Genomic DNA, 23,923 nt, shown 5'->3' with positions numbered 1-23,923 from the left:
CTAACTCTTCTAGTTTATCAAATAGAACGAAAGTATGGGATAAAAGTGCACATTATTATCTAGCAGTAACTGCATAATACAGTTTAGCAGTCACAAATTCTTATTGTGACAAACTCACCTTTATTCTAGATACACTATTTTATATAGTTTCATGTATTCAAAACCTTGCTTTATTAAGGACTTTTTAACCGATTTTTTTAGTAAGATTCCTTGTCAGTATACTAATAAATAGGGTAGATTAAAATGTTAAAAACAGATAAATTACTCAAATTAATCTGATGAATTAGAGGGTTCTCTATATTTCTTCATTTCTTTTATAGTTATCTTTATTTTGATTCAAAAATGCATTCTTATGACAAGAACTGGTATACCTTTCTAATATAAGTGTTCCAAGTAGTGTGGCACACAAGAGACGCGTTAAACGTTACTGTACAGACTAATAAAGCAAAAAAAGATGCATCGATACCATAAAAGAAAATTTTGGTAGTATCAATGCATCGTTTTTTAGTTTAATTTAACTCTTATTAATTAACATGTGATTGGCTTTCTTTTTTATTGTAAAGATAGTTGAACAAGAGTATACCACCATAATATCCCGCAAACCAAGGAAGATCATTCATCATGTGCTGGGCTGTTGTTGAAGTGGGTTGAGAAAAAACAGATGGAAAAAAAGATAGAAAAGAAAATACAGAATAAATCATAAAGAGAATAACGAGTAAAATATATAAGCTCTTTGTTTTCGAAAAATAAAGTGAATACAAAGATAAAATGATTAATATAGCCGCAATAGTTATAGGAATAAGTACACGTCCTATCAAACTAAGACTAGTTATTGTACCACGCATAAAAAGAGCCTGAAATGACGATATGTACAGGCTATATAGATAAAGAAGTAAAGCAGGAATAACCGTGAGTAAAACAATAAAAATATTTTTTTTCATTTCGTACCTCCCAAAAGACTAGATTTTTAATTTAACATAATTCTAAGTACAAATTGTATCGTACCCTTCGATTGGAATAGTTTTTTCTCCTAAACTCTGCCAAGTGTAATTTAACGGCTATCAATAGTTTTTTTAGTATAAATCCCTCCTATTCATTTTGTACAGTAAAACTTAACAAAATTCCCAATAGAATGAATAATGTAGAGCTATTATACAAAAAGAGAAATAATAAATAAGGTAAACCTACAAAGAAATGAAAGAATAATAAAGTAAAATACACTAGCAAAAAGAAAGTGAATAAATACATATAATACTTTCTAAATTTATCAGTTATATTAAATTTAGAAACCAGTAAAAATGTTCTTCCTAATATCGCAAACAATGAACTGAAAAAAACTGGACGACCAAGTAAAGCGATCGCTTGCGGATGGAGTAAGGAGAAAGTAATAGCAGAAAGTTCTCTAAGATACAGCTCATAATAAATAATGTAGGACAAACTTAAAACAAGGAAAAAAAGGCTTATTACTAGGAATATTTTGTTCCTATTATTAATGTTGTTCATCATAAAAACTACCCCTTTGATAATATTGAAATTTTTAGTCACCATTTAATAAAATTTATTTATATCAAAAAATCTAAGCATAATCCTTTTCCTCGTCCATTGATTTTTTATTGCTCATCAATTCTTCCAATCTTAAATTAGCCAAAACACTAAATTTAGAATTTTCTTGAATTTCAAAAAGAGATTGAGAAATTTTATAAGACTTTGTAGCCTCTTCGTACTGTTTTAGTTTATTTAATATGAAGCCTCTATGATAATAAAGGTCGGCCAATCCCATAATTGAATTGTTGCATTTTGAGATCTCTATGCCTTGAAATAATAGTTCTAATGCATACTCATCTTTATTTAAGCTTTCCAAGCAAAGCGAGTAATTTAATAGTAATTTCACTTTTGACCGAATGCCAATTTTATTAGAAAACCACTTTAAGCCCATCTCGAAATATTTACAGGACTTTTCGTAATTTTCTAATTCATAATAGACTATACCAATACTACATGTAACATCTACTGCTAGATCAGGAGATAAGTCAGCGGTGCTCAACTTATCGAACTCTTGAAGAGCTTTATTAGGATTATTCTCTCGATAATAATAAAGCAAGCCTTTAATCCATCGGAAATAGAAGGTGTACATGTCTGTTTCATTGTCTTTAATAGTATCTAAATTGGATCTATATATGAGTTCTATCATTCCGTAATCTCTCTTAGTAAGGCTTATATCAATCATATCTTTTATATTTTTTATTTTATCAATGTAAGTAGTTTTCAATTCGACATTCCTGAAATCAACTAGATCCTCATTGAATTTTTTTGATAATTTTTTTAGAATTTTTTCATTAGGGATGACTTCATTATTTTCAATCTTACTTATCATAGTTTGTGCACATATGCCTTCTGCAAGTTGGGCTTGTGTCCAATCGAACTCTTTTCGCAGCTTTTTTATATACATTCCTAAATCCATAACAATTAATGTCCCCTCTGTGAAATTGCATTTGTTGTTATTATTATAATGTTTAAAAGTAGTAAAATCAATATATGTTAGTAAAATCTCTTGATTTACTAATAAATATTAAATATAATGGATTCATAAGGGTATGTAATAATTTTTAATAACATTTTATTAAGTCTTAACTATAAATACAGCGTGAACTGCACACAATCTTTTTATTTGAGTTTCAATTTAAGATTAGAATTCAAATATCTAAATACTACATATAAAAAAGCAAATAGTTTCTTGAATTATATTTAAACTGGAGGAGAGCGAATGAAAGAATATATTTTATTCGAAACTAAATTGTACGTTAAAAATAGAAAAAATCTTTTTTTGATTTTAGGAGTAGCTGTTTTTGTACTAGGATTATTATTTTACATACCTTATCAAAGAGTCGAAAATATTGATGATAAAATTGAAAGTGAAGCTTTAGCTGTTCGCAATGCCATTGCCTATGTTCCTTTGCACGAAGTAGAACAAGGGACTTACAGTGATGAATATGGCTATTATGATCATTTATTGAGTGAGTCATCTGCCATTGCTTCCCAAGAGGTCGCTATAACTATGTTTGATGATTTAAACCAATATGTAACTGCTGGATTACAAGTGACGGATTCACGTATCCAGTCACACGAAGAAGGATATGGGTCATTACCGCAAGAATTTATTGTACCTTTAGCACAGTCATTAAGAGAACGAGAAGTATATGAATATCTTCAAGAAAACAATCTGCAGATAGAACCGAACGCTGAGAATGGAGCCAATATGTTGGTCATAGGAATCAGATGGTTCAGTGCAGTGTGCTTCTTGTTTATCCTGTTTTTATCCTGCGATATCTTAACAAATGACAACGAACATAAAACCATTATTTCAGCCTATCCCATCGATGCAAATCGCAGGTTGATTGGGAAATTAATCATTCAGTCATTAGTTACTATAGTTGCGTTAACTAGTTTATTTGCTGCAGGATACCTTATCTCTTCATTATTCTTTGATATAGGAACGATGACATACCCAGTGCCAATTTATTTATCAGGGGAATTTACAGCGGTACCAACCTCCATCTTTATTTTTACTTTCATTGTTTTATTTTTATTTTTTATGATTCATATGATTTTATTCTCAGCCTTATTAAACGTCTTATTTAGAAACAAATATTTGAATATATTTATAGGGGGTTTGCTTTATATTTTGAGTTTTCTGTTCTCTTCACAGGTTTCTTTTTTTCGTTTCGCTCCAATTAATTATTTTGATCCCGCAGCTGTCTTAAGAGGAGACTTAGCGGTTCAGTTCAATCAGTCATCAAATGACTGGATAACAGCCATCATTATTTTAGGACTGTGGAGTGCAGGTTATGCTGCTATTCTATCATTTGTATTTGCTCGGAAAAACCGCGTGAAATTAGAGCAGATAAAAGGAGGCAGCGCAGCGTGATTCAGTACTTTAGATTTGAACTGAAAGCCTTCAGCCGTAATAAAAAAAATCTAGCGGTCATCATACTTCTTCTATTAGCGTCTTTATATTACTCAATTATTTTAGTGCCCGACTATCAGCCCAACGAGTCGGTAGACGAGAGCGATATACGGTCGGAACATGACTCAATGGTCTATTGGATAGATAATATGCAAGGGGACGGAATTAGTTCTGGAGCTCAATTCGCTTTAGCCTACTATCCAGAGTTGATAAATATTGATTCACAAAGGTTACAGGCTTTGGAAGAAGAAGATTACCAGAATTATACAGATTGGACTGCTGAGTGGTACACCTATCAAGATACCTATACTTTTGGGTACCCTGAATTTCTATCATACAACCACGTATATTATGGACCGGACCAAGATTACCCCCTACAAGAAGGGTCTTACTGGTACCGTGAAACAGCCAGACGATACGAAGAGTATGTGAATGAAGGGATTGATTTGACTGTAGATGTTTTAGAGGAACGAACGGCTCTACAGACAGTTTACCGGTTGTTAAATAGCACAATTGTTCCAATCCTACTGATTACAGTTATTGTTTTTTATGCAAATGACATTGTTGTTAAAGACAGAAAACACTTAACGATTACCAAAAGCTTTCCACTTTCTTTCTCGGGAAAATTATGGACGAAGACGATGGTTGTTTTAACGACAACAGGAGTAACTATTTTGGTATTTTTCCTTATTATTCTTCTAGCCGTTGGTTTTAGGCATGGGGTTGGTTCGTTTTCTATACCCATCACCGTTTACGATGGTCTAGTGCTTCAAAATAGAGGAACGTTTAATAGTATAAGTTTGGGTTTGTTTTATATCCAGGCCTTTTCGTTACTGTTACTTATTAGTTATCTCTTTACACGAATAATTATTTTACTGAGTCTGCTCGTTAGAAATGAATTTTTTAACCTTTTTGCAGGTATTGCTTTAATTTTTACTGAACGACTGTACTATATAAGAGGTATTGGGTCTTTTTCCGACGTGGATTTGTTGCCCTCTACATTTTTCCCAGTAGGACAGGTGCTAAGTGGTTATCAAAACCATTTGTATAACTCCCCAGCAATCACATTTGAAAATGGTGTTTTATCCTTAATGGCAGCTATCCTTTTGGTTGAGATGATATTGTTTATTGCGACGAGATTTAAACGAATCAGGACATATATTTAGAAAAGGAGACTCAATATGCTGAGAATAGAAAATGTGCAAAAAGCGTTTGGGAAAAAAGTTATTCTAAATGAGGTAACCTTTGAAGCTAAGGCCGGTGAAATTATCGGATTGGTTGCTCCGAACGGAACAGGTAAATCAACATTGCTTAACATTATAATGAACTTTGTGTCTCCTGACTCTGGTCGTGTATCCATAAAAGATGATCTTGATTACAGTTCCAAAAAAAATGAAATTAAAATGCATGAGCACTTATCTTTTTTGCCAGAACTGAATGATTTGTATGAAGAATTGAGTGGGACAGAACATCTGAAGCTGTATGCTAAAATGTGGAAGAAAGATGTCAATAAAATACAAGGAATCGTCAACCGTCTTAATATGCAGGGGTACGTCAAAAAACCGGTACGTACTTATTCATTAGGTATGCGACAGCGATTAGCATTCGCCATGATTTTAGCTTCGGATACTGACATTATGTTGATGGACGAAGTTATGAATGGATTGGATCCAGATAATGTCGCTTTATTGACGAAAGTACTCATTGAATTAAAGAAGAATGGTAAAATAGTACTCATTGCCTCACATTTACTGGACAACCTCGATTTGTACGCTGATCGTATACTTTTTTTCAGGGAAGGTAATATTTTACTTGAAACTAGAGAAGACAGTGTTGGCTTAGCTGATAGGACATTCATAAAGATTCCTGTTACTAACAAAGATTATAAATTCATACTCGATAACAAAACATTACCAGTGGGTAGTCAATTCATAGCAAATAAGCTATTGGCGATTCCCATAAAAGATCTCAGTAAAGAGGATATTGGTTTATGGATCAATTATTTTATAGAAAATGGAAAACTAAACGTAACTATCGGTCAAATTGGAACGTCAGAATGGTATGAAGAGTTTTACAATTAAACGAGGGTTATAATTGAACGGATTAGCAATATTATATTTATTGCTTTAGGAGTTTACACTCTAGTAGGGTATGAATTCATTTCATCTTTAAGCTTACTTTCTTTCTGAACATCCAAGACTTCTTTTAAATAAGATGAGACACAAATCGCTCGGTAATCGATTATCTGTATGGAAAATTGTGGTGTTTGAATTAAATTTAAGTTAATTATTGTGTAAGTTAATAATTAAAAGAACTCCTTTAGTTCGGTTGGTTTAGTCACATTAACCGTACCAGAAAGTTTTTTTTACACTGATGGAAAAATTGCCTATGCGGATGAGAGCCAAAATGAAAATTTGATTTCGAATATAGAAGAGGCAGAATTCTCAAAAGATTTAACAACTATTTGCAATTCCGTAAAAGCTGCAGAAAAACCCCCCATTAATATTCTAGACTCAGAAGCAAAAAAGGTAGAAAATGAAACTGAAAAAAATTCTTAGATTCATCCAAGAACAGAATTTAAAAGAAGCAGTACTTATGTTCAGAGTAAATGACTATTGATTACATGATGTTACTGAACAATAATCTTTGCCAAGTCTATCTAACGAAAATAACTTTTCATGTTTGAATGTGGGTAGTCAAGTAACAAGAACAGAATGGCAGTCGCTCTGTTAGAATTGAAACTACTTTTGGCGCAGCGTTCAATCTCACTGTAAACAATAGCTATACGGGATTTTCCTATACTGCTGGTAACCGCGGAATTAATTATTATCGCTCCTATGATTTAGTGCTAGATTGATAACCCCAGTAACAGTCGGTGGTGTAGAATTACCGCTGAGAGGAACATGCCATTGGGGAAGAAGGACAGATACCATTAACTTAAGGTAAAAAAAAGACAGGAGGTTTAAATATGAGCAAACATAATAAAACAGCAAATTCGTTTTTTTCTATATTTATACTAACTTTGAATTCTTTTTTTCTAACATTTGAATTAGAGCAGTTATTTAGAATTGAAAGATATATTGATACTTATGGGAGGTCCGCACGAATAAGCGAGAGTATTGCACTTGAGATGCAATATATAAACCAGTTGCGAGAATCAATTGGTACATGGGTAACTATCATAAGTGTAGTTTTTTTTCTTTTCATGATACTAAAATATAAGAAATATATAGTACACTTTTTCTATATAGTATCCGCTATAAATTTATTTTTTTTGATTGGAACTATAGTGTTATCTGTCTTAGGGCCTTTTCATATTATTGAATTAGTTGCTGCTTTAACAATACCTCTCTTAATAAATTTAGTTTTAGGTTTCAGACTTTTTGTGAATTTTTTTAAAACAAAACACCAATATAGAAAATTAAGACAGTTTAGTAAATAATATTAGAGACTATCGCAAGCCTATTATACGATCAATAAGACGTGAGCAGGAATGAATATCAATTAAAAAACTATTTGGGATTATCTTAAATAGCTTTTTTTTTAATTTTAATCTGAAAGAACACTACACAAGGCAGATAAAAAAATCATTGAGAAACGCAGAGCCAAAAATAAATTACTGATTTTATACATGCAAACAAAAACATTTTTACTTAGAGAAATGTCATAATTTGTAGTTTTACACTAACATGATCTGCGATAGCTCAGCTTTTTAAAAAATAGTCTTTCATAATAGAGGAGAGCTCATTTTTTCTTTTAATAGATAGCTCGAGCTAATACAATAAATGACATGAGTAATGTGCTCTATTAATAATAGAATGGTTTAATCTGTTTGTTGTTTTTTAGATTTAGTTATACGCTATAATAAATACCGAGTTGTACAAAGGAGAATTATAAATGAATTTTATTATTTATGGCATGCTAGGTATGATTTTAGGAACCATGTTAATTCTTTCTGGCTCTACAGGAGATGTGTTAGGAGTTTGGCTTTTCATAGGTGGAGCTATTCTTATCATACAAGGAAAGAATAAAGATAGAAAAGAGAATAATTCTATCAAATGATTTTTAGAATTTTAATATGCTGAATTCTTGTTTCAATCTATAGTTGGTGACAACCGTTCTTTTGAATTGATTAGTTGAATACATGAAATTGGATATAATCGTGTATCATAGATCTTAATTTATTGTGTTTTTTTTCACTTTAGAATTTCAATAAAGTAACCACTATACATTACACGGTTAGCAACAATTGAGTAGAATCTAAACAAATAATTTAATTTTCATATATGATTAAAGAAAAATTATTAAGAGGTGTTTTTTATGGAATTTATACAACAATCTATTGAATTGAATAGACCTTTTCTAATGTTCGAAGTTCTTTTCTTAATTGGAGGAATCATACTTATAGTAGCAGGATACAAAATTAAGAAAAAAAGTAAGAGTTCTGGGGTAGTGAGTATTGTTGTGGGTATCATAATAGTTTTTTTATCAATATATATCATGTTTTCAACACTTATATTTCGATTAAATTCGTAGTTATTAGTCCAGTTTGTTAAGGTACAAATGAGTTTATCATACTGTTAATTATGATAAACTCATACTTTCAACCAAGAGAGTGGCATCACAAGTCTTGTCGGATTTCTTTATGATGGAAAAGTTGTTGATCAAATTGAGATAGATAATGTAATAAATTCAAAAGAGCATTCAATACATTTTAAGTTAATTGCAATCCTAATTGTTTGTTTGAAAATACAAATCAATACATGAAATTCTATAAAATCGTGTATCAAGTGTATTTTGCAAGAATAAAATCCATCAGAGTGCAGGAAATTTATCCATAACTTTGCAGTTCCCATTTAGTCAATTTCTGAATTGAGACAAAGCGTTGGTATACCGGTAACTTGTGCCCGCAAAAGTGAAGATATGGGCGTGATGAATCAATCGATCCACTAGTGCACTGGTCAATCTTGAATCTTGAAACACTTTACTCCAAGAGCTAAATTCCAGATTCGTAGTGATAATCAAACTTTTCTCTTCGTAAAAATCTGATATTAAGTGAAATAGTAATTCTGCACCTTCTTTATCTAACGGTAAGTAGCCTAGTTCATCTAAAATAAGTAGGTCACATTTGAGAATTGTTTTCCTGGTTCGTGCTAGCGTCCCTCGATGGGACGCTTTTTGTAATTTATCGACTAAGTCCATTACACGATAAAACTGGACATCTTTTCCATTTCGACAAGCTTCTATGCCTAGCGCTGTAGCCAACGTTGTTTTTCCTGTCCCAGGAGTACCTACTAAAATCAAGTTCTCTCTACGGTGTAAAAAATCTAAGGTAACGAGTTCCTGACGACTCGTTGAAGACGGAATTCCTATCTGATCATGCCACTCATATTGACTGATGGGTTTAGTCGATTTGAATCCTGCTTTACGAATAAGCCGATCGGCTTTTGCATGTTCCCGTTCTCGCTGTTCATACTTCAAGCAGTTTAATAGCTCTTCGTATAATACTTCTGATTTATTTTCCTCAGTAACGTAATCATAAACGTACGCTAGTCGCATTCGTTTACACAGTTGTTTCAATTCGTTTTCCATTATTTGGCCCTCACTTTCGGAGATAAAGCATCATATATCACGAGAGAAGAGGACGCATCTTTTTCAACGGATTCTGTTGTTTGTAAGACGATCTCCACAAATTTTTCTTCAATCTCGGATAGGGAATAAAGCTCAAGTAAGGAAATCAGTTGATTTGTGCGTGTGTTTCTTTCAGCTAGGCTGGTTTCTAACAAATAGCTTTTGATTTTTTGAGGGATAAACTTTTGATACTTAGAATGGATAATTAATCTCGGCTTTTGACGATAGGTTTTGAAAACTTCAATCCAATCGATTTCCTGAGATTCTCCTATATAAGGACGAGGTCCTTCATAGATCATTTCTCCCATTCTATCAACACATCTGAATCGATCCCAGAACAATTGCAAGATAACCTTTCGGTTACGCCCGATTCTTGGTATATGAATGGATTGATCGTCTAATCTGATCTCTCCGTATTTATTTGTTTTGACTTCTTTATACTTAAATACAGGATAATCCATTTCAGATAAAGGAAGTAACTGAGCACTTTCCTCTTCCCATAACTCACTAATCAAAAAGTTTTCTTGATAGTGAATACGAGCACTATCTTCTTCAAGTTTTTGATTCAACCAATCATTAAAAGGCATATAAGATAGAAAGTCAGGAATATCGTCAAAAAAGTTATACCGTATATAACCGACCTTATTTTCTACAGATCCTTTTTCATGTCCGGAAAAAGGGTTGCAGGCAATCGGTTCAAATCTGTAATGAGCAGCAAATTGATTAAAGTCATCCGTAAAGATGGCTTCTTTTCCTCTTCCTCGAGACTGAACAACCGCTGCGGCCAGATTATCTATCCGAAGTGTTTTGGGAACAGCCTCCGCTAGTTTGAACAAAAACTTCAGACCACTTAAAAAGCACTCCTTGTTTTCTCTAGGAAGAGCTACCGCAAAGGCTCTGTTGGAATAAGGGAAGGTAAGAACCAATAGTTTGATATTCTTTATTTTGCCTTTATAAGATACACGGTAATTCCCGAAATCTAATTGACCCTCTCCCGGTGGGTGTTCCAAGCGCTCATACTGCTTATATTCTTTTACTTCATTGTGCGTATCTTTAATGTACTGACAAACGAGCCGATAACTACCATCGAACTCGTACTGTTCCTTTAGAATCCGGTGGATTCCTTTATTCAATCTTCGATCTTTTTTCTTTTCCTTACTATCTTCGAATAATAGATGATCAACGATTTCTCCATAGGTTTGTCCTCCAAACCCTTTCGTATACATCATTCCGCGTTTTCTACTATTTTTTTCTTTTGGGAGAACATCATGATCTGCGTATTTTCTAACTGTACGCCAATCATATCCGGTTTCCGTGACAATTTTATTTAAAGAATAGCCTTCTTCATTTCTCATTTTTTTGATAGAATAGATTTGGTCCATTGTGAGCATCCTTTCCCACGCCTCTCTGAAGTTCTTAGTCAAACTCCATTTTAGGCGAATGGTATGGGTGGAAGCAATGGGCTATTTTTTTTGCCCGAGTTATGGATTTTTTCCTGCAATATTCTACATATTTATTCTGCCATACACATCAAGAATCTCTTTAAAACGGGGTTCTTTTTCTTTGGAGTCTTATAATACATGATTATGTTGTATTATTCATGCAATCATTTATTGCTTTTGTGGAAGGAGAGCCGCTTAAAATGAGCTACAATGTCGAATCCCTACGAACGCAGCAAGAAATTAAAGATTTTTTTATTCTGTTTATGGCGCAATCAGCACGCCGAACGGAATGTTTTTCTGTTTTTGATTGGGATTAACAGTGGATTAAGCATGTCCGATATCGTTAAATTTAAGAAACAAGATATTTTTACCGCAAAAAAAACCCGAATCGTGGAACAAAAGACGGGGAAAACACGCATATTGCATTTAGGAAGCTTTCAGGACATCATTCAGGAGTAAACTAAAGCTCTGGACCCGGTCGATTATCTATTCCTCAGCAGTAAAGGTGGGCATTTAGAAGTCAATACAGTCTATCAAATGTTTCAGAAGTTAGCCAAAGCTCTTAGGGCGAACGATATTAGCTCGAACACCCTGCATAAGACGTTTGGGTACCATTACTGTAAGAAAAAAGATGTGGCGACACTTATAGAAATATTCGGTCACAGCAGTGAGGAATTTACCAAAATCTACATTGGGCTTAATGAAAACGAATTTAGTGAGACATTATTAAATTCTGAATCAGGTTTTCGAGCACAAAAAAGAGCGGATGCGACTTTGTTTAGTTGCATCCGCTCTTTTAGTTGTAAAAAGTTGTACTGCACTAGTTTCAAATTCCAGTATTGTTTCATCTTTATAGTGTATGTTTTCTGAGACTACATAGAGATATAAAGTTTACATTATTCTTGAGTGAATTCTATAACAAAATCATAAGAGTCAGTATTTTCTTCCTCACTACCAAACCATCCTTCAAAACGGAGACGGTATTCTCCCGCTTCATAAGTATGGTCTGAGCCTCTAGCAAGGCGTGCTGCATTTCCATAAGTTTGTCCCGGCTCCAAAGGCGTTGGTCCAGCAAGATCTGGAGAGGGTATTGTGATTAAATCCAAATTGATCCATTCTCCTTCTACATGTTCTTCAATATGGTATTCTAAGTGATGATAATAGAAAGTTTCTTCAGACTGATTGACTATTTCATAAGGAATGTCTTCAGTGGTTCGCAAACTAAAATGGGTTTCATGAGTGATGTCTAAGAAATCGGGATTTTCGATATCTCCTGCAGTGTCTCTAGTGCATGCAGTACTAAGGAACAGGATAAAGAAGAATAATGGAAGTTTTTTCATTAGTGTACATCTCCTTTTGAAATCAACTTATTACGTTTTATCTTCTATAGACTAATTAAATAGTTAAAGTAAAGTATTCTATTGATGTTATCTTACTAGTATAATCATGCAATATCAATCTCTATCATAGTCTAAAACCGTTTCCCTCTATGTTATACTAATCAAAAATCGATCAATAAGGAGTAACAGAATGAGAGTAGTCATAATAGGTGCGTCTTTTGCTGGTGTAGCTGCGGCTTTAGAAGTACGTAAAAAATATGCAGATGCGGATGTTATTCTACTGGAAAAGCAAGCGACATTAGGATATATTCCTAACGGGCTGCATTTGTATTGGGACAATAAAATCGATGATTTAGATGCTGCTCGATTTATAACGACAGACCAGCTGAAAAAAGAGACCATTACATATTACCTGGGTGCTACTGTTCAAAAAATCAATACGACTCAAAAAATCATCACGTATGATTATATGGAGCAGGAAGAACTGATGGCTTATGACAAATTGATTATTGCAGCAGGATCCAGACAACTGTCTGAAAAAATCGATGGCAGTGCACAGGAGAGCGTTCTGAAGTACAAGCGGTACGGGGAAGCTCAGGCGGCCTTATCTAAAGTGAAAGAGAGCCAGCACATTACCATTATCGGTGGAGGACAGGTTGGAGTAGAAGCCGCTCATTTATTAACTAAACAACAGAAACAGGTGACCTTGATCGAAAGTATGGACTACGTTCTGTTTAAGTATCTGGATGAAGATATGATTCAGCCAATCGAGCAGAAAATGATCAAAAATGGAATCGATTTGAGACTGGGTCAAACGGTTTCTTCTATAGAGATGGAATCAGATCAGAAAGTAACGGTTCACCTTGGGGATGACTCGGTTACTAGTGATGCTGTTATTATGAGTGTAAACGTTAGACCCCATCTGCCTTTTTTAGATGATTACGTTACATTGCATACTGATCAGACGATTGCTGTAGACCGTTATTTAAGGACATCGGTCGAGGATGTTTTTGCAGTAGGCGACTGTATCCAGTTGTCGGGACCCGGAGAAGATATGGTCTATATCCCGCTGATCAATAATGCAGTCCGAACTGGAATCGTGGCAGCTGCCAACTTAGTGAAACCAACAGTTACGTTCAATGGATCTTCCCGGACGATCGGAACGACTGTGTTTGGCTATTATGTTGCGAGTACGGGGCTGACTGAAGAGGAGAGCCTGTTTACAAACCGGACAGTTAAAACGGCTCGTCAAGAAGTGAGACTGAACAGTTTGAACCCATCAGACACCGTTACATTGAAATACGTTTACGATGCCTCATCACGTGTCCTGCTGGGAGCACAAATGATCTCTACGTCCAACATACTTGAGAAAATCAACACGCTGGCCTTGGCGATTCAATCAAAACTGACGCTGGAAGAGTTGAAGCAGGCAGATTACTTTTTCCATCCTTTATACACTCAGATGGTTTCAACGACTAATCTGGTCTCCTGGATGGATGAAAGGGCTGACGAAGATGAAAGTTGAACACTTTCTTGAAAAAAATGAGGTAAGAGAAATCACCATTTTCAAGAAGCTCGTATTGAACAACGGCATACTCTCTTACATCGACATGCTGGATCATCTGTCCATTTCAAAAGCGTCTCTTGAGAATGATCTGGATTCGATCACTTCCAGGGTAGCTGATTTTGATACGCAGATTAAAATCAGTTATGACGGACAGGCAATCGAACTTGAAATGAGTGATGAGATGTCACTGCAGCATATCTACAGGTTCTATTTAAGCCAGTCGATTAAAATGGAAATCATCAATTTTCTGTTCAAACATCATGAATTCTCTATCACTAAACTGACTCAAAAACTGGCGATCAGTGAGTCATCCTTATTTAGAAAAATCAAAGAACTTAACAGCTACTTAAAAGAGTTCGGTCTTAAGATTCGTAATGGCCAGCTGCAGGGAGAAGAGTTACAGATACGGTACTTTTACTTTCAGTTTTATTACTATATCGAGGATAAATCCACACTGATCACTAAGCGTTCTGACACTCAGATTATTCAGACGGTGGACTCGCTGGAAAAATTTCTGCAGGTAACGATCGTCCCGGAGAACAGGGAGCGCCTGACTTTATGGCTGATCATAAGTAAATCCCGGGTGTCACATAAAAGTAAACTCTATAAACAGTTACGAAAACAAATGCAGCCCTATATGAAAGACCCCCTCTACCACAGGGTTCATGTCATGATTTTACGGTATTATAGCCGGTATTCAATTGAAGTGGACGAAGAAGAGGCTATGATCCACTTTGCCTTTCTGCTCGCCTTTCCTATATTGACGGAAGAGGATTTTCATGAGTACAGACTGATACGTGACCGACATGCCCCCATTGCTTCACTCGATACGTATATCGCGGAAACAATCATCATTCATTTTAAATTTCGACGACCGCCGTATATGCTGGAGCGCGATATGTATTATCATTTGACGCATATCCATACACGCTTGTATTTTTTTAAAGGGGATATCGAAATCTATGAGTATGAAGAGATGCTTGCTAAGGAAAAACAAATCGTTGGCAAAAATCTGGTCCCGTTTGCCCGTACACTTCTGACCACCAGTACAGATAAGTTTTTGACTACTGAAGTAAAAGACAACAGTCTGATCAAGATGGAGCTACTTAAGTATGTGAGTCTGCTGGCACTTATATCTTTCAAGATGACTACTGTTATTCAAATCGGAATCGACTTGAAAATGGACGATTTGTATAAAGAAACACTTACTGAGCTGCTTAAACAAAAAATGCGGCCAATCAGTGGCATTCAGATCGAACGCTATCAGCCGAGTAAGGTATACGACCTCGTATTGACAAATGAAGTGTCAATCGAGGAAAATCAATACGATGAAGCCAGAGTCTATATTCTTTCTGAGATCATGTCCTCTTTTGACATGATGACTATTTATAAAATCATCCAAGAATTAAATACCTGAAGCAAGCACAGCCACTCCTGTAGCTTGCTTTTTTTCTTGGCACATGTGTTTATGTTCATTGAATTGAATATAAGAAAAAGAGGGATCAGTTAAAAAACTCTCAAAAAATGTCGGAAATCAAAAAAAGCTGACATTTTTATCGAATGAAAAAGGGTTACACTAAACAAGTAAAGAAAACGGTTGCGAAAACCGGTTATAAACTAGGAGGAATACATTATGACAGATAATAAGTACATTATGTCCATAGATCAAGGAACAACTAGCTCAAGAGCAATTATATATGATAAACAGTTAAACACGATTGGAAGTTCGCAAAAAGAATTTACTCAAATTTTCCCTCAGAGTGGTTGGGTTGAACACAATCCTAACGAAATCTGGAATTCAGTTCAATCAGTTATTGCCGGGGCATTTATTGAATCCGGTGTCAAACCAGAAGAAATAGCAGGAATAGGGATTACAAACCAGCGTGAAACAACGATCGTCTGGGATAAAGAAACAGGTATGCCTATCTATAACGCAGTAGTGTGGCAGTCTCGTCAGTCCGCACCCATTGCATCCGACCTTTATGAAGCCGGCCATTCAGAAATGATTCACGAAAAGACAGGCTTGATCATTGATTCGTATTTTTCGGCAACTAAGATTCGCTGGATTTTGGACAATGTTGAAGGTGCACAAAAGCGTGCTGAAAATGGAGAATTGATGTTTGGAACGGTTGATACCTGGCTCGTATGGAAATTAACGGGTGGAAAATCATTCGTTACAGATTACTCAAATGCAAGCCGTACGATGCTTTACAATATCCATAAACTGGAGTGGGATCAGGAAATCTTAGACTTGTTGAACATTCCACTTGTGATGATGCCTGAAGTCAGATCAAACTCAGAGGTTTACGGCACTACAGCTAACTACCATTTTTATGGAGCGAACACGCCGATCTCAGGTATGGCAGGAGACCAGCAGGCCGCATTATTTGGTCAAATGGCATTCGAACCGGGAATGGTCAAAAACACCTATGGTACAGGTTCATTTATCGTCATGAATACAGGTGAAACACCGCAATTATCAGAGAATAACTTACTGACGACCATTGGTTACGGAATCAACGGGAAAATCTATTATGCCTTAGAAGGAAGTATCTTTGTTGCCGGATCGTCTGTCCAGTGGCTGCGTGATGGACTGAAAATGATCGAAAACTCATCTGATTCAGAAGCACTGGCTAAGAAATCTAAAAATGATAACGAAGTATTTGTTGTTCCGGCCTTTACTGGATTAGGCGCACCTTACTGGGACTCAGATGCACGCGGATCTGTCTTCGGATTGACTCGAGGCACGACAAAAGAAGACTTCGTTAAAGCAACCCTTCAGTCTATTGCCTACCAGGCACGAGACGTTATCGACACAATGAATAAAGACGCTGGAATCGATATTCCATTGCTGAAAGTAGATGGCGGAGCGGCTAATAACGACTGGTTACTGCAATTCCAGGCTGATATTCTCGGGACGAAAGTACAGCGTGCACACAACTTGGAAACAACCGCTTTAGGTGCAGCTTATCTGGCTGGTTTAGCTGTCGGATTCTGGGAGAGCATGGACGAAATCAAAGACATGTACCAGGAGGGCGGAACATTCGAACCACAGATGCCTGAAGAAGAACGTCAAAAATTATACAAAAACTGGAGATTAGCTGTTAAAGCCACACAGGTATTCAAACCAGAAGAGTAAGAGCAGCATAGGAGGAAAAGGTATGGTTTTCTCATTAAAAAGAAGACAACAGGACATAAATGTATTTAAAGAAGAAACATTGGATGTATTGATTATTGGCGGAGGGATTACAGGTGCTGGAGCTGCTTTGCAGGCCAGTGCTTCCGGTCTTAAAACAGGTCTCGTGGAGATGCAGGATTTTGCGGAAGGCACGTCTTCCCGCTCCACCAAACTTGTTCACGGTGGCTTGCGTTACCTGAAACAGTTCGATGTTGAAGTTGTAGCAGATACTGTGCAGGAAAGGGCTGTTGTGCAAGGCATTGCGCCGCATATTCCCAAAGCGGATCCTATGATTTTACCGGTCTATGATGAACCGAACGCCACGTTCTCAATGTTTTCGCTTAAAGTAGCCATGGATCTGTACGATCAGCTGGCTAGCGTCACCGGAACAACATACGCAAATTACACGCTGACAAAAGAAGAAGTGCTCGAACGCGTTCCTCAACTCAACAGCGAAGGCCTTCTAGGCGCCGGTGTCTATCTGGATTACCGTAACAATGATGCGCGTCTGGTGATTGAAAATATTAAACGGGCAGCCGAAGATGGCGGACACATGGTCAGCCGCATGAAAGTGGTTAAAATCCTGCATGACGATGAGGGGAAAGCCTCTGGAGCAGAAGTGGAAGATTTACTGACTGGCGACACAATCAGGATCAATGCTCGTGTCGTGATGAATACGACGGGACCCTGGTCAGATACCATTCGCCAAATGGATGATAAAATCGATGCCATACCTCAAATGCGCCCGACAAAAGGGGTGCATCTGGTAGTAGACAACAAAAAACTGTTCGTTCCGCAACCGATTTATTTCGATACTGGCAAACAGGACGGCCGAATGGTCTTTGTCATTCCCCGTGAAGAAAAAACATACTTTGGAACAACAGATACAGACTACAAAGGAGACTTTTTAAATCCAACAGTGGAACAGGATGATGTGGACTATTTGCTGGATATTGTGAATGCCCGTTACCCGTCAGCTCACATTACAATCGATGATATTGAATCAAGCTGGGCTGGCTTACGTCCCTTGATTGCAACGAACGGGGGATCTGATTACAACGGTCAAAGCACCAAACAGATCACGGACGACAGTTTTGAATCGGTTCTGTCCATCGTTGAACAATACCAGCAGGGAAAAGTGGAACGCTATGAAGTGGCTGATGTATTGAAAAATGTTGAAAGTGCCAATTCAGAAACAGAAACGAACCCGTCAACTCTTTCACGCGGCAGTTCACTTGAAGTAGACGAAGATGGTCTGATCACAGTCGCTGGCGGGAAAATCACTGATTACCGCAAAATGGCTCTTGGAGCAGTTCAGGCGGTTATTGATATACTGGAAAAAGACTTCGGTCAGTCGTATGACCTTATTGATTCTGCTCAGTATCCGGTTTCCGGTGGAGACCTCGACCCACATAATGTGGATGAAGAGACAGAGGCGCTGACCCAAGCTGGTATGGAAAAAGGATTAACAGAATCGGAAGCAGCCTACCTGGCTAACCTGTATGGATCAAACACGCCTGCAGTTTATGCTTTACTGGATGAAGTCGAGCAAATCAAAGGATTGACTATGGCGGATACGATCAGTCTGCATTACGCTATGCGTGAAGAAATGGCGCTGACACCAAGTGATTTCCTGATACGCCGGACCAATCACATGCTGTTTATGCGCGATACCTTAGACATCATCATTGAACCCGTGATTTCAGAAATGGCGCGTTACCATGACTGGTCAGATGATACCCGAACACACTATACAACAGAATTGGAAAAAGCGATTGCTGAATCTGATTTAAAACCATTAAAAGGAGATGTGAGCTAAATGACTGGAGATACGTTAACGATTTTTAGTGAATTTTTAGGCACGATGTTTTTGATTTTACTTGGGGACGGTGTAGTCGCTGCCGTCAGTTTGAAAAAAAGTAAAGCTGAAGGAGCAGGCTGGGTTGCGGTTACGATGGGATGGGGTGCAGCTGTGACGCTGGCTGTCTACATTGCCGGCTTTATGGGACCTGCTCACTTGAACCCCGCTGTAACACTTGGGTTCGCTATTATTGGCGATTTTGAATGGGCACTGGTTATACCGTTCATACTGGCTCAGATAGCTGGCGCGATTTTAGGAGGCGTACTTGTCTGGTTGACTTACCTGGCACACTTCAGAGAAACAACTGATCAAGGTGCGATTCTAGGAACCTTTGCAACAGGCGCAGAAATTCGAGACAATACAGCTAATATTTTATCTGAAGTGATTGGAACATTCGTATTAGTATTCGGTCTTCTGGCATTTGGACAAAATTCCTTTACTGAAGGATTGAATCCACTGGTCGTTGGGGTACTGATTCTGTCAATTGGTCTTTCATTAGGCGGATCAACAGGTTACGCTATCAACCCTGCTCGTGATTTAGGTCCAAGAATAGCACACCAATTCTTACCAATTGCGAATAAAGGGGATTCTAAATGGGAATATTCCTGGATTCCAATAGTCGGGCCTATGCTCGGAGCCGTTGTTGCAGCCCTTCTTTACTTGGTTATTATTTAATGTGAGACACTAATAGATAGACTGAATACCTGGAAAAGAAGTCGAACAGACTCTTTCCAGGTATTTTATCTGTCAGTTATACACCAGCTAAAGGGCGATTCTTTTGGAAAAAGAGCTAATACACTCCTGTAGTAAAACGGATGTAATAAAAAAGTCACAAATACTAATAAAAAATAAGTAGAAAAGTTGACAAATGGCCTCATACCTTATATGATTTAACATGTCGAAACAAATAAATTAAAGTAGTTAAGGTAAAGTAGTGAAAGTGCTTTTCCGCCCAGGGCAGCAGTGTATGCTAAATTGGAGTGGACCGGGCACTTTTTTTGTGGAAAAAAATAGGGGGTTACCTAATATGGCAATAGAATTTGATACGATTGCGGCGATTTCTACCCCACCTGGAGAAGGCGGGATCGGCATTGTCCGTATCAGCGGAGACGAAGCGTTAGATATAGCAGACCGTGTCTATCAGCTTGGCTCTAAAGAATTAAAAAATCAGAAATCACATACGCTTCATTATGGGCATGTGGTGAATCCTAAAACAAATGAACAGATTGATGAAGTCATGGTGTCTATCATGCGGGCACCAAAAACGTATACACGTGAAGATGTCGTTGAAATCAACACCCATGGCGGCATTGTCTCAGTGAATAAAGTGCTGGAAACGGTCCTGCATAACGGGGCACGATTAGCTGAGCCTGGTGAATTCACCAAACGTGCTTTCTTGAACGGCCGAATCGATTTGTCTCAGGCTGAAGCCGTTATGGATGTTATCCGGGCGAAGACCGACAAAGCCATGCATATGGCGGTCACGCAGCTTGATGGAAACTTGTCACGCTTGATCAGAAACTTAAGAGAAGATATTTTAAGCACACTGGCTCAAGTAGAGGTCAATATCGACTACCCTGAATACGACGATGTCGAAGAAATGACATCAAAACTGCTGGTTGAAAAAGCAGTACTCGTTAAAGCGCAAGTCGAAGCTCTTTTAGAAACAGCTAGTCAAGGGAAGATTCTACGCGAAGGATTGGCGACAGCAATTATTGGTCGTCCCAACGTCGGGAAATCAAGTCTTTTGAACATGCTGCTGAAAGAAGAAAAAGCAATCGTGACAGAAGTGGCTGGCACAACACGTGATGTGATCGAAGAGTACATCAGCGTCAAAGGTGTGCCCCTGCGTCTGATTGATACAGCGGGTATTCGTGAAACAGAAGACATCGTTGAACGGATCGGAGTCGAAAGAAGCCGTAAGGCGCTGGGCGATGCCGATTTGGTTTTACTGGTATTCAACCAGAATGAGCCGTTGACGACAGAAGACAGGCTGCTTATTGAAGCAACTGACGAGCACCACCGTATTGTCATTTTAAATAAAATAGACCTGGACAATCAGCTCGACTTAGATGAGTTAAATACACTTGTCGATCCGAAAAGTATTGTCCACACATCCATTGTCACTCAAGAAGGACTGACCGAACTGGAAGGAAAGATTGCAGACTTGTTTTTCGCTGGAAACACGGGCGAGAAAGATGCGACGTATGTCTCAAATATCCGACATATCGCTCTGCTGCATGAAACGATTGACGCATTTGATGATGTGATTGAGGGAATCGAAACAGGCATGCCTGTGGATCTCGTTCAGATCGACATGACGCGTGCATGGGACCTGCTTGGGGAAATTACTGGAGACAGCGTTCAGGACGAACTCATTACGCAGCTCTTCAGTCAGTTCTGTTTAGGAAAATAAACTCACTTGAAATTAGAAGATCACACTAGAAAGGAATGAATCCATGCAAACTTATGAAGCTGATCATTATGATGTCGTAGTCGTTGGAGCAGGTCATGCAGGAGCAGAAGCCGCTTTGGCCTCTGCACGAATGGGCGCTAAAACACTGTTAATCACTATCAACTTGGATATGGTTGCCCATATGCCGTGTAACCCGTCAATCGGCGGACCTGCAAAGGGAATCGTTGTGAGAGAAATTGATGCATTAGGCGGAGAAATGGGCCGTAATATCGATAAAACCTATATTCAAATGCGTATGCTGAATACAGCTAAAGGACCTGCAGTTAGAGCCCTTAGAGCTCAGGCAGATAAACATTTATACTCTACTGAAATGAAAAAAACAATTGAACGAACACCTAATCTAGATTTGAAACAGGGTATCGTTGAAGAATTAGTGGTGGAAGATAATCAAGTCAAAGGCATCAAGACCAATACCGGCGCGATTTACCGTTCTAAAGCCGTTATTTTAACAGCCGGAACATCTTCTCGAGGACAAATCATTATTGGAGAACTGAAGTATTCATCTGGTCCTAATAACACACAGGCTTCTATCAAACTGTCAGAAAACCTGATTGAACTTGGATTTGATCTGGACCGTTTCAAAACAGGAACGCCTCCACGCATCCATAAAGGCTCGATCGACTATTCTGTAACAGAAGAACAGCCTGGAGATCTGGAGCCGAATCACTTCAGCTTCGAATCACTGGATGAAGACTATCTAGAGGAACAGGTATCCTGCTGGCTGACGTATACTAGCAACATTTCTCATGATATCATCCGCGAAAACCTGCACCGCGCCCCTATGTTTACAGGGATCGTTGAAGGGGTCGGCGCTCGTTACTGTCCGTCTATCGAAGACAAAGTTGTTCGTTTCAGCGATAAACCGCGTCACCAGTTGTTTTTAGAACCTGAAGGCGCAGATACGGACGAAATTTACGTTCAAGGTCTGTCTTCTTCTTTACCAGAAGATGTTCAGCTGGCAGTTGTCCGTTCTGTTGAAGGACTGGAGAACGCTCAGATGATGCGCACAGGATATGCAATTGAGTATGATGTCGTTAAACCGTACCAACTGCGTCCGTCTCTTGAAACCAAACTGATCGGCGGATTATTTACAGCCGGTCAAATGAACGGAACATCCGGTTATGAAGAAGCCGGCGGTCAAGGTCTGATAGCTGGAATCAATGCTGCTCGTCTGATAAAAGGTGAAGAAGCCTACGTTCCTAAACGTAACGAAGCTTACATTGGGGTTATGATCGATGACCTGGTTACAAAAGGAACAAACGAACCTTACCGTTTGCTGACCTCTCGTGCAGAATACCGTTTACTTCTGCGACATGACAATGCAGATTTCAGACTAGCTGAAAAAGGCTATGAGATCGGCCTTCTGTCTAAAGAACGCTATGATGCGTTTATACTGAAAAAAGAATTGGTTGAAACGGAACTCGAGCGTCTAAAACAGATCCGCCTGAAACCAAGTGATGTAAAAGAGTATCTGGAAGGAAAAGGGGAACCGCAACTGAAAGATGGTATGCTGGTTTACGACTTCCTGAGACGCCCGTATGTAAAATATGAAGATATTTTAGCGTTCGCCCCAACTGAACACCCTTTGCCGAAAGCAGTGAAGGAACAAGTTGAAATAGTTATTCAATATGAAGGGTATATTAATAAAGCCATCCGTAAAGCCGATAAAGTGAAACGAATGGAAAATAAACGAATTCCTGAAGGCATTGATTACAATTCAATTAACGGAATCGCGACTGAAGCCAGAGAAAAACTGACTAAAATACAACCTGAAACGATTGCGCAGGCAAGCCGCATCAGTGGAGTTAACCCGGCAGATATTTCGATACTGATGGTTTATGTCGAACAAGGCCACATTCAAAAAGTGAATGCGTCTTAACTGACTAAAAATAGAAAAAATGCCTCGGAATGAACAGAAACGTTCATCTCGAGGCATTTTTTACTGATTCTTCCCACCTGGTTGATTATGAATATTTGTCCTTCAGCTTGGATTCCCGTTCATTTCCGCGTTTGAAATTACCGGTTAGTCTGGCCAGGAGATACTGTTCTCCTTCCGAGTCGGCGTACTCCAGGTCTTCAATGAGCTCTCTGGATCGATTGCCAGTTACGACCATTACCTGTTTGCCGTAATAATAGATAAACACCTTACTGTCTTTTCTAATCTTATATGTAAATGCCTGATCCTCGATTAATTTGTTTATACCCATAGTGACCCTCTCTTTTTAAGCTGTTTAATAGTTAAAGTAAAGTGATTGTATTTTAATCACTTTATATCACTTGTGCGCCCGGCATGGGCGATAACTTGGTGGTGAAAGTCCACTACAGACTTGGCAGTAGGAACTGTTAGCGAAAGACAAGGGTGTCCGCCGTGAGGCGGAATCTGAAGGAAGTCGGACGCAAATGCTTGCACTGACGAACAGAAACTTCATACCAAGGCTTAATAGAACGGATGAGCTTGCAAGAC

18 protein-coding genes and 1 pseudogene are annotated in these 23,923 nt (G+C 37.9%); 13 read left to right on the top strand and 6 right to left on the bottom strand.

All coding sequences use genetic code 11. The features are described from left to right. Window positions 1-524: 524 nt before the first annotated feature. A complete protein-coding gene (locus CLV38_RS12055) occupies window positions 525-941 on the bottom strand; it encodes a hypothetical protein (protein WP_106195966.1) in 417 nt (138 codons plus the stop codon). A 635-nt stretch (window positions 942-1,576) separates the two neighbouring features. Further along, window positions 1,577-2,461 (bottom strand): helix-turn-helix domain-containing protein, encoded by an 885-nt coding sequence (locus CLV38_RS12045; protein WP_106195961.1) that lies wholly within the window; start codon window positions 2,459-2,461, stop codon window positions 1,577-1,579. A 303-nt stretch (window positions 2,462-2,764) separates the two neighbouring features. Here CLV38_RS12045 and CLV38_RS12040 point away from each other — a divergent pair, with 303 nt between their 5' ends. The 5 genes from CLV38_RS12040 (at window position 2,765) to CLV38_RS13770 (ending at window position 8,026) form a co-directional block, all read left to right on the top strand. Further along, complete coding sequence (locus CLV38_RS12040; protein WP_106195959.1) at window positions 2,765-3,925, top strand: MFS transporter; 1,161 nt, start codon at window positions 2,765-2,767, stop codon at window positions 3,923-3,925. Further along, window positions 3,922-5,130, top strand: a complete 1,209-nt coding sequence (locus CLV38_RS12035; RefSeq protein WP_106195956.1) for a hypothetical protein — start codon at window positions 3,922-3,924, stop codon at window positions 5,128-5,130. The genes CLV38_RS12040 and CLV38_RS12035 overlap by 4 nt, the downstream gene beginning before the upstream one ends. A 15-nt stretch (window positions 5,131-5,145) precedes the next feature. Next, on the top strand, window positions 5,146-6,045 hold the full coding sequence (locus CLV38_RS12030; protein WP_106195954.1) for an ABC transporter ATP-binding protein: 900 nt from the start codon (window positions 5,146-5,148) through the stop codon (window positions 6,043-6,045). Between the two features lie 887 nt (window positions 6,046-6,932). After that, the gene (locus CLV38_RS12025) at window positions 6,933-7,406 is read left to right on the top strand and encodes a hypothetical protein (RefSeq protein ID WP_106195952.1); all 474 of its coding nucleotides are present in this window, start codon (window positions 6,933-6,935) and stop codon (window positions 7,404-7,406) included. 455 nt (window positions 7,407-7,861) lie between these two features. After that, the gene (locus CLV38_RS13770; RefSeq protein ID WP_170068896.1) at window positions 7,862-8,026 is read left to right on the top strand and encodes a hypothetical protein; all 165 of its coding nucleotides are present in this window, start codon (window positions 7,862-7,864) and stop codon (window positions 8,024-8,026) included. A gap of 798 nt (window positions 8,027-8,824) precedes the next feature. Here CLV38_RS13770 and istB read toward each other — a convergent pair. Together istB and istA are read right to left on the bottom strand one after the other, a co-directional pair. Continuing rightward, complete coding sequence (gene istB / locus CLV38_RS12015; protein WP_106195948.1) at window positions 8,825-9,556, bottom strand: IS21-like element helper ATPase IstB; 732 nt, start codon at window positions 9,554-9,556, stop codon at window positions 8,825-8,827. Then, complete coding sequence (istA, locus tag CLV38_RS12010) at window positions 9,556-10,977, bottom strand: IS21 family transposase (protein ID WP_170068895.1); 1,422 nt, start codon at window positions 10,975-10,977, stop codon at window positions 9,556-9,558. Before istA ends, istB begins: the two co-directional genes overlap by 1 nt. A gap of 260 nt (window positions 10,978-11,237) precedes the next feature. Here istA and CLV38_RS12005 point away from each other — a divergent pair. Continuing rightward, window positions 11,238-11,784, top strand: a pseudogene (locus CLV38_RS12005) (tyrosine-type recombinase/integrase); the annotation flags it as partial. 149 nt (window positions 11,785-11,933) lie between these two features. On the opposite strand, the gene CLV38_RS12000 reads toward CLV38_RS12005, so the two are convergent. After that, window positions 11,934-12,377: a hypothetical protein gene (locus CLV38_RS12000; RefSeq protein ID WP_106195944.1), complete on the bottom strand. Its 444-nt coding sequence runs from the start codon at window positions 12,375-12,377 to the stop codon at window positions 11,934-11,936. Between the two features lie 190 nt (window positions 12,378-12,567). Here CLV38_RS12000 and CLV38_RS11995 point away from each other — a divergent pair, with 190 nt between their 5' ends. From CLV38_RS11995 to mnmG, 7 genes are all read left to right on the top strand, one after another. Then, window positions 12,568-13,902, top strand: a complete 1,335-nt coding sequence (locus tag CLV38_RS11995; RefSeq protein WP_106195941.1) for an FAD-dependent oxidoreductase — start codon at window positions 12,568-12,570, stop codon at window positions 13,900-13,902. After that, window positions 13,892-15,361, top strand: coding sequence for an AcpB/EbpR/MafR family transcriptional regulator (locus CLV38_RS11990; protein WP_106195938.1), 1,470 nt, complete (start codon window positions 13,892-13,894; stop codon window positions 15,359-15,361). Before CLV38_RS11995 ends, CLV38_RS11990 begins: the two co-directional genes overlap by 11 nt. A 216-nt stretch (window positions 15,362-15,577) precedes the next feature. Continuing rightward, on the top strand, window positions 15,578-17,083 hold the full coding sequence (gene glpK, locus CLV38_RS11985; RefSeq protein WP_106195936.1) for a glycerol kinase GlpK: 1,506 nt from the start codon (window positions 15,578-15,580) through the stop codon (window positions 17,081-17,083). Window positions 17,084-17,105: 22 nt separating this feature from the next. Next, window positions 17,106-18,941 (top strand): type 1 glycerol-3-phosphate oxidase, encoded by a 1,836-nt coding sequence (glpO, locus tag CLV38_RS11980; RefSeq protein ID WP_106195933.1) that lies wholly within the window; start codon window positions 17,106-17,108, stop codon window positions 18,939-18,941. After that, complete coding sequence (locus CLV38_RS11975) at window positions 18,942-19,658, top strand: MIP/aquaporin family protein (protein ID WP_106195931.1); 717 nt, start codon at window positions 18,942-18,944, stop codon at window positions 19,656-19,658. It begins immediately after the preceding gene. A 352-nt stretch (window positions 19,659-20,010) separates the two neighbouring features. After that, entirely contained in the window at window positions 20,011-21,399 is a 1,389-nt protein-coding gene (mnmE, locus tag CLV38_RS11970) for a tRNA uridine-5-carboxymethylaminomethyl(34) synthesis GTPase MnmE (protein WP_106195929.1), read from the top strand. Window positions 21,400-21,442: 43 nt separating this feature from the next. After that, window positions 21,443-23,338 carry a tRNA uridine-5-carboxymethylaminomethyl(34) synthesis enzyme MnmG gene (mnmG, locus tag CLV38_RS11965; protein ID WP_106195926.1) on the top strand — a complete coding sequence of 632 codons (1,896 nt, stop codon included), beginning with the start codon at window positions 21,443-21,445 and terminating at the stop codon, window positions 23,336-23,338. Window positions 23,339-23,423: 85 nt separating this feature from the next. Here the strand turns inward: mnmG and CLV38_RS11960 are convergent, their stop codons facing one another. After that, on the bottom strand, window positions 23,424-23,666 hold the full coding sequence (locus tag CLV38_RS11960; RefSeq protein WP_106195924.1) for a hypothetical protein: 243 nt from the start codon (window positions 23,664-23,666) through the stop codon (window positions 23,424-23,426). Window positions 23,667-23,923 lie beyond the last annotated feature (257 nt).

The sequence above is a fragment of the Alkalibacterium olivapovliticus genome, assembly GCF_003003275.1.
Classification (GTDB): domain Bacteria; phylum Bacillota; class Bacilli; order Lactobacillales; family Carnobacteriaceae_A; genus Alkalibacterium; species Alkalibacterium olivapovliticum.
The sequence above is the reverse complement of the archived record's forward strand: the minus strand, read 5'-3'. Positions and strand labels throughout refer to the sequence as shown.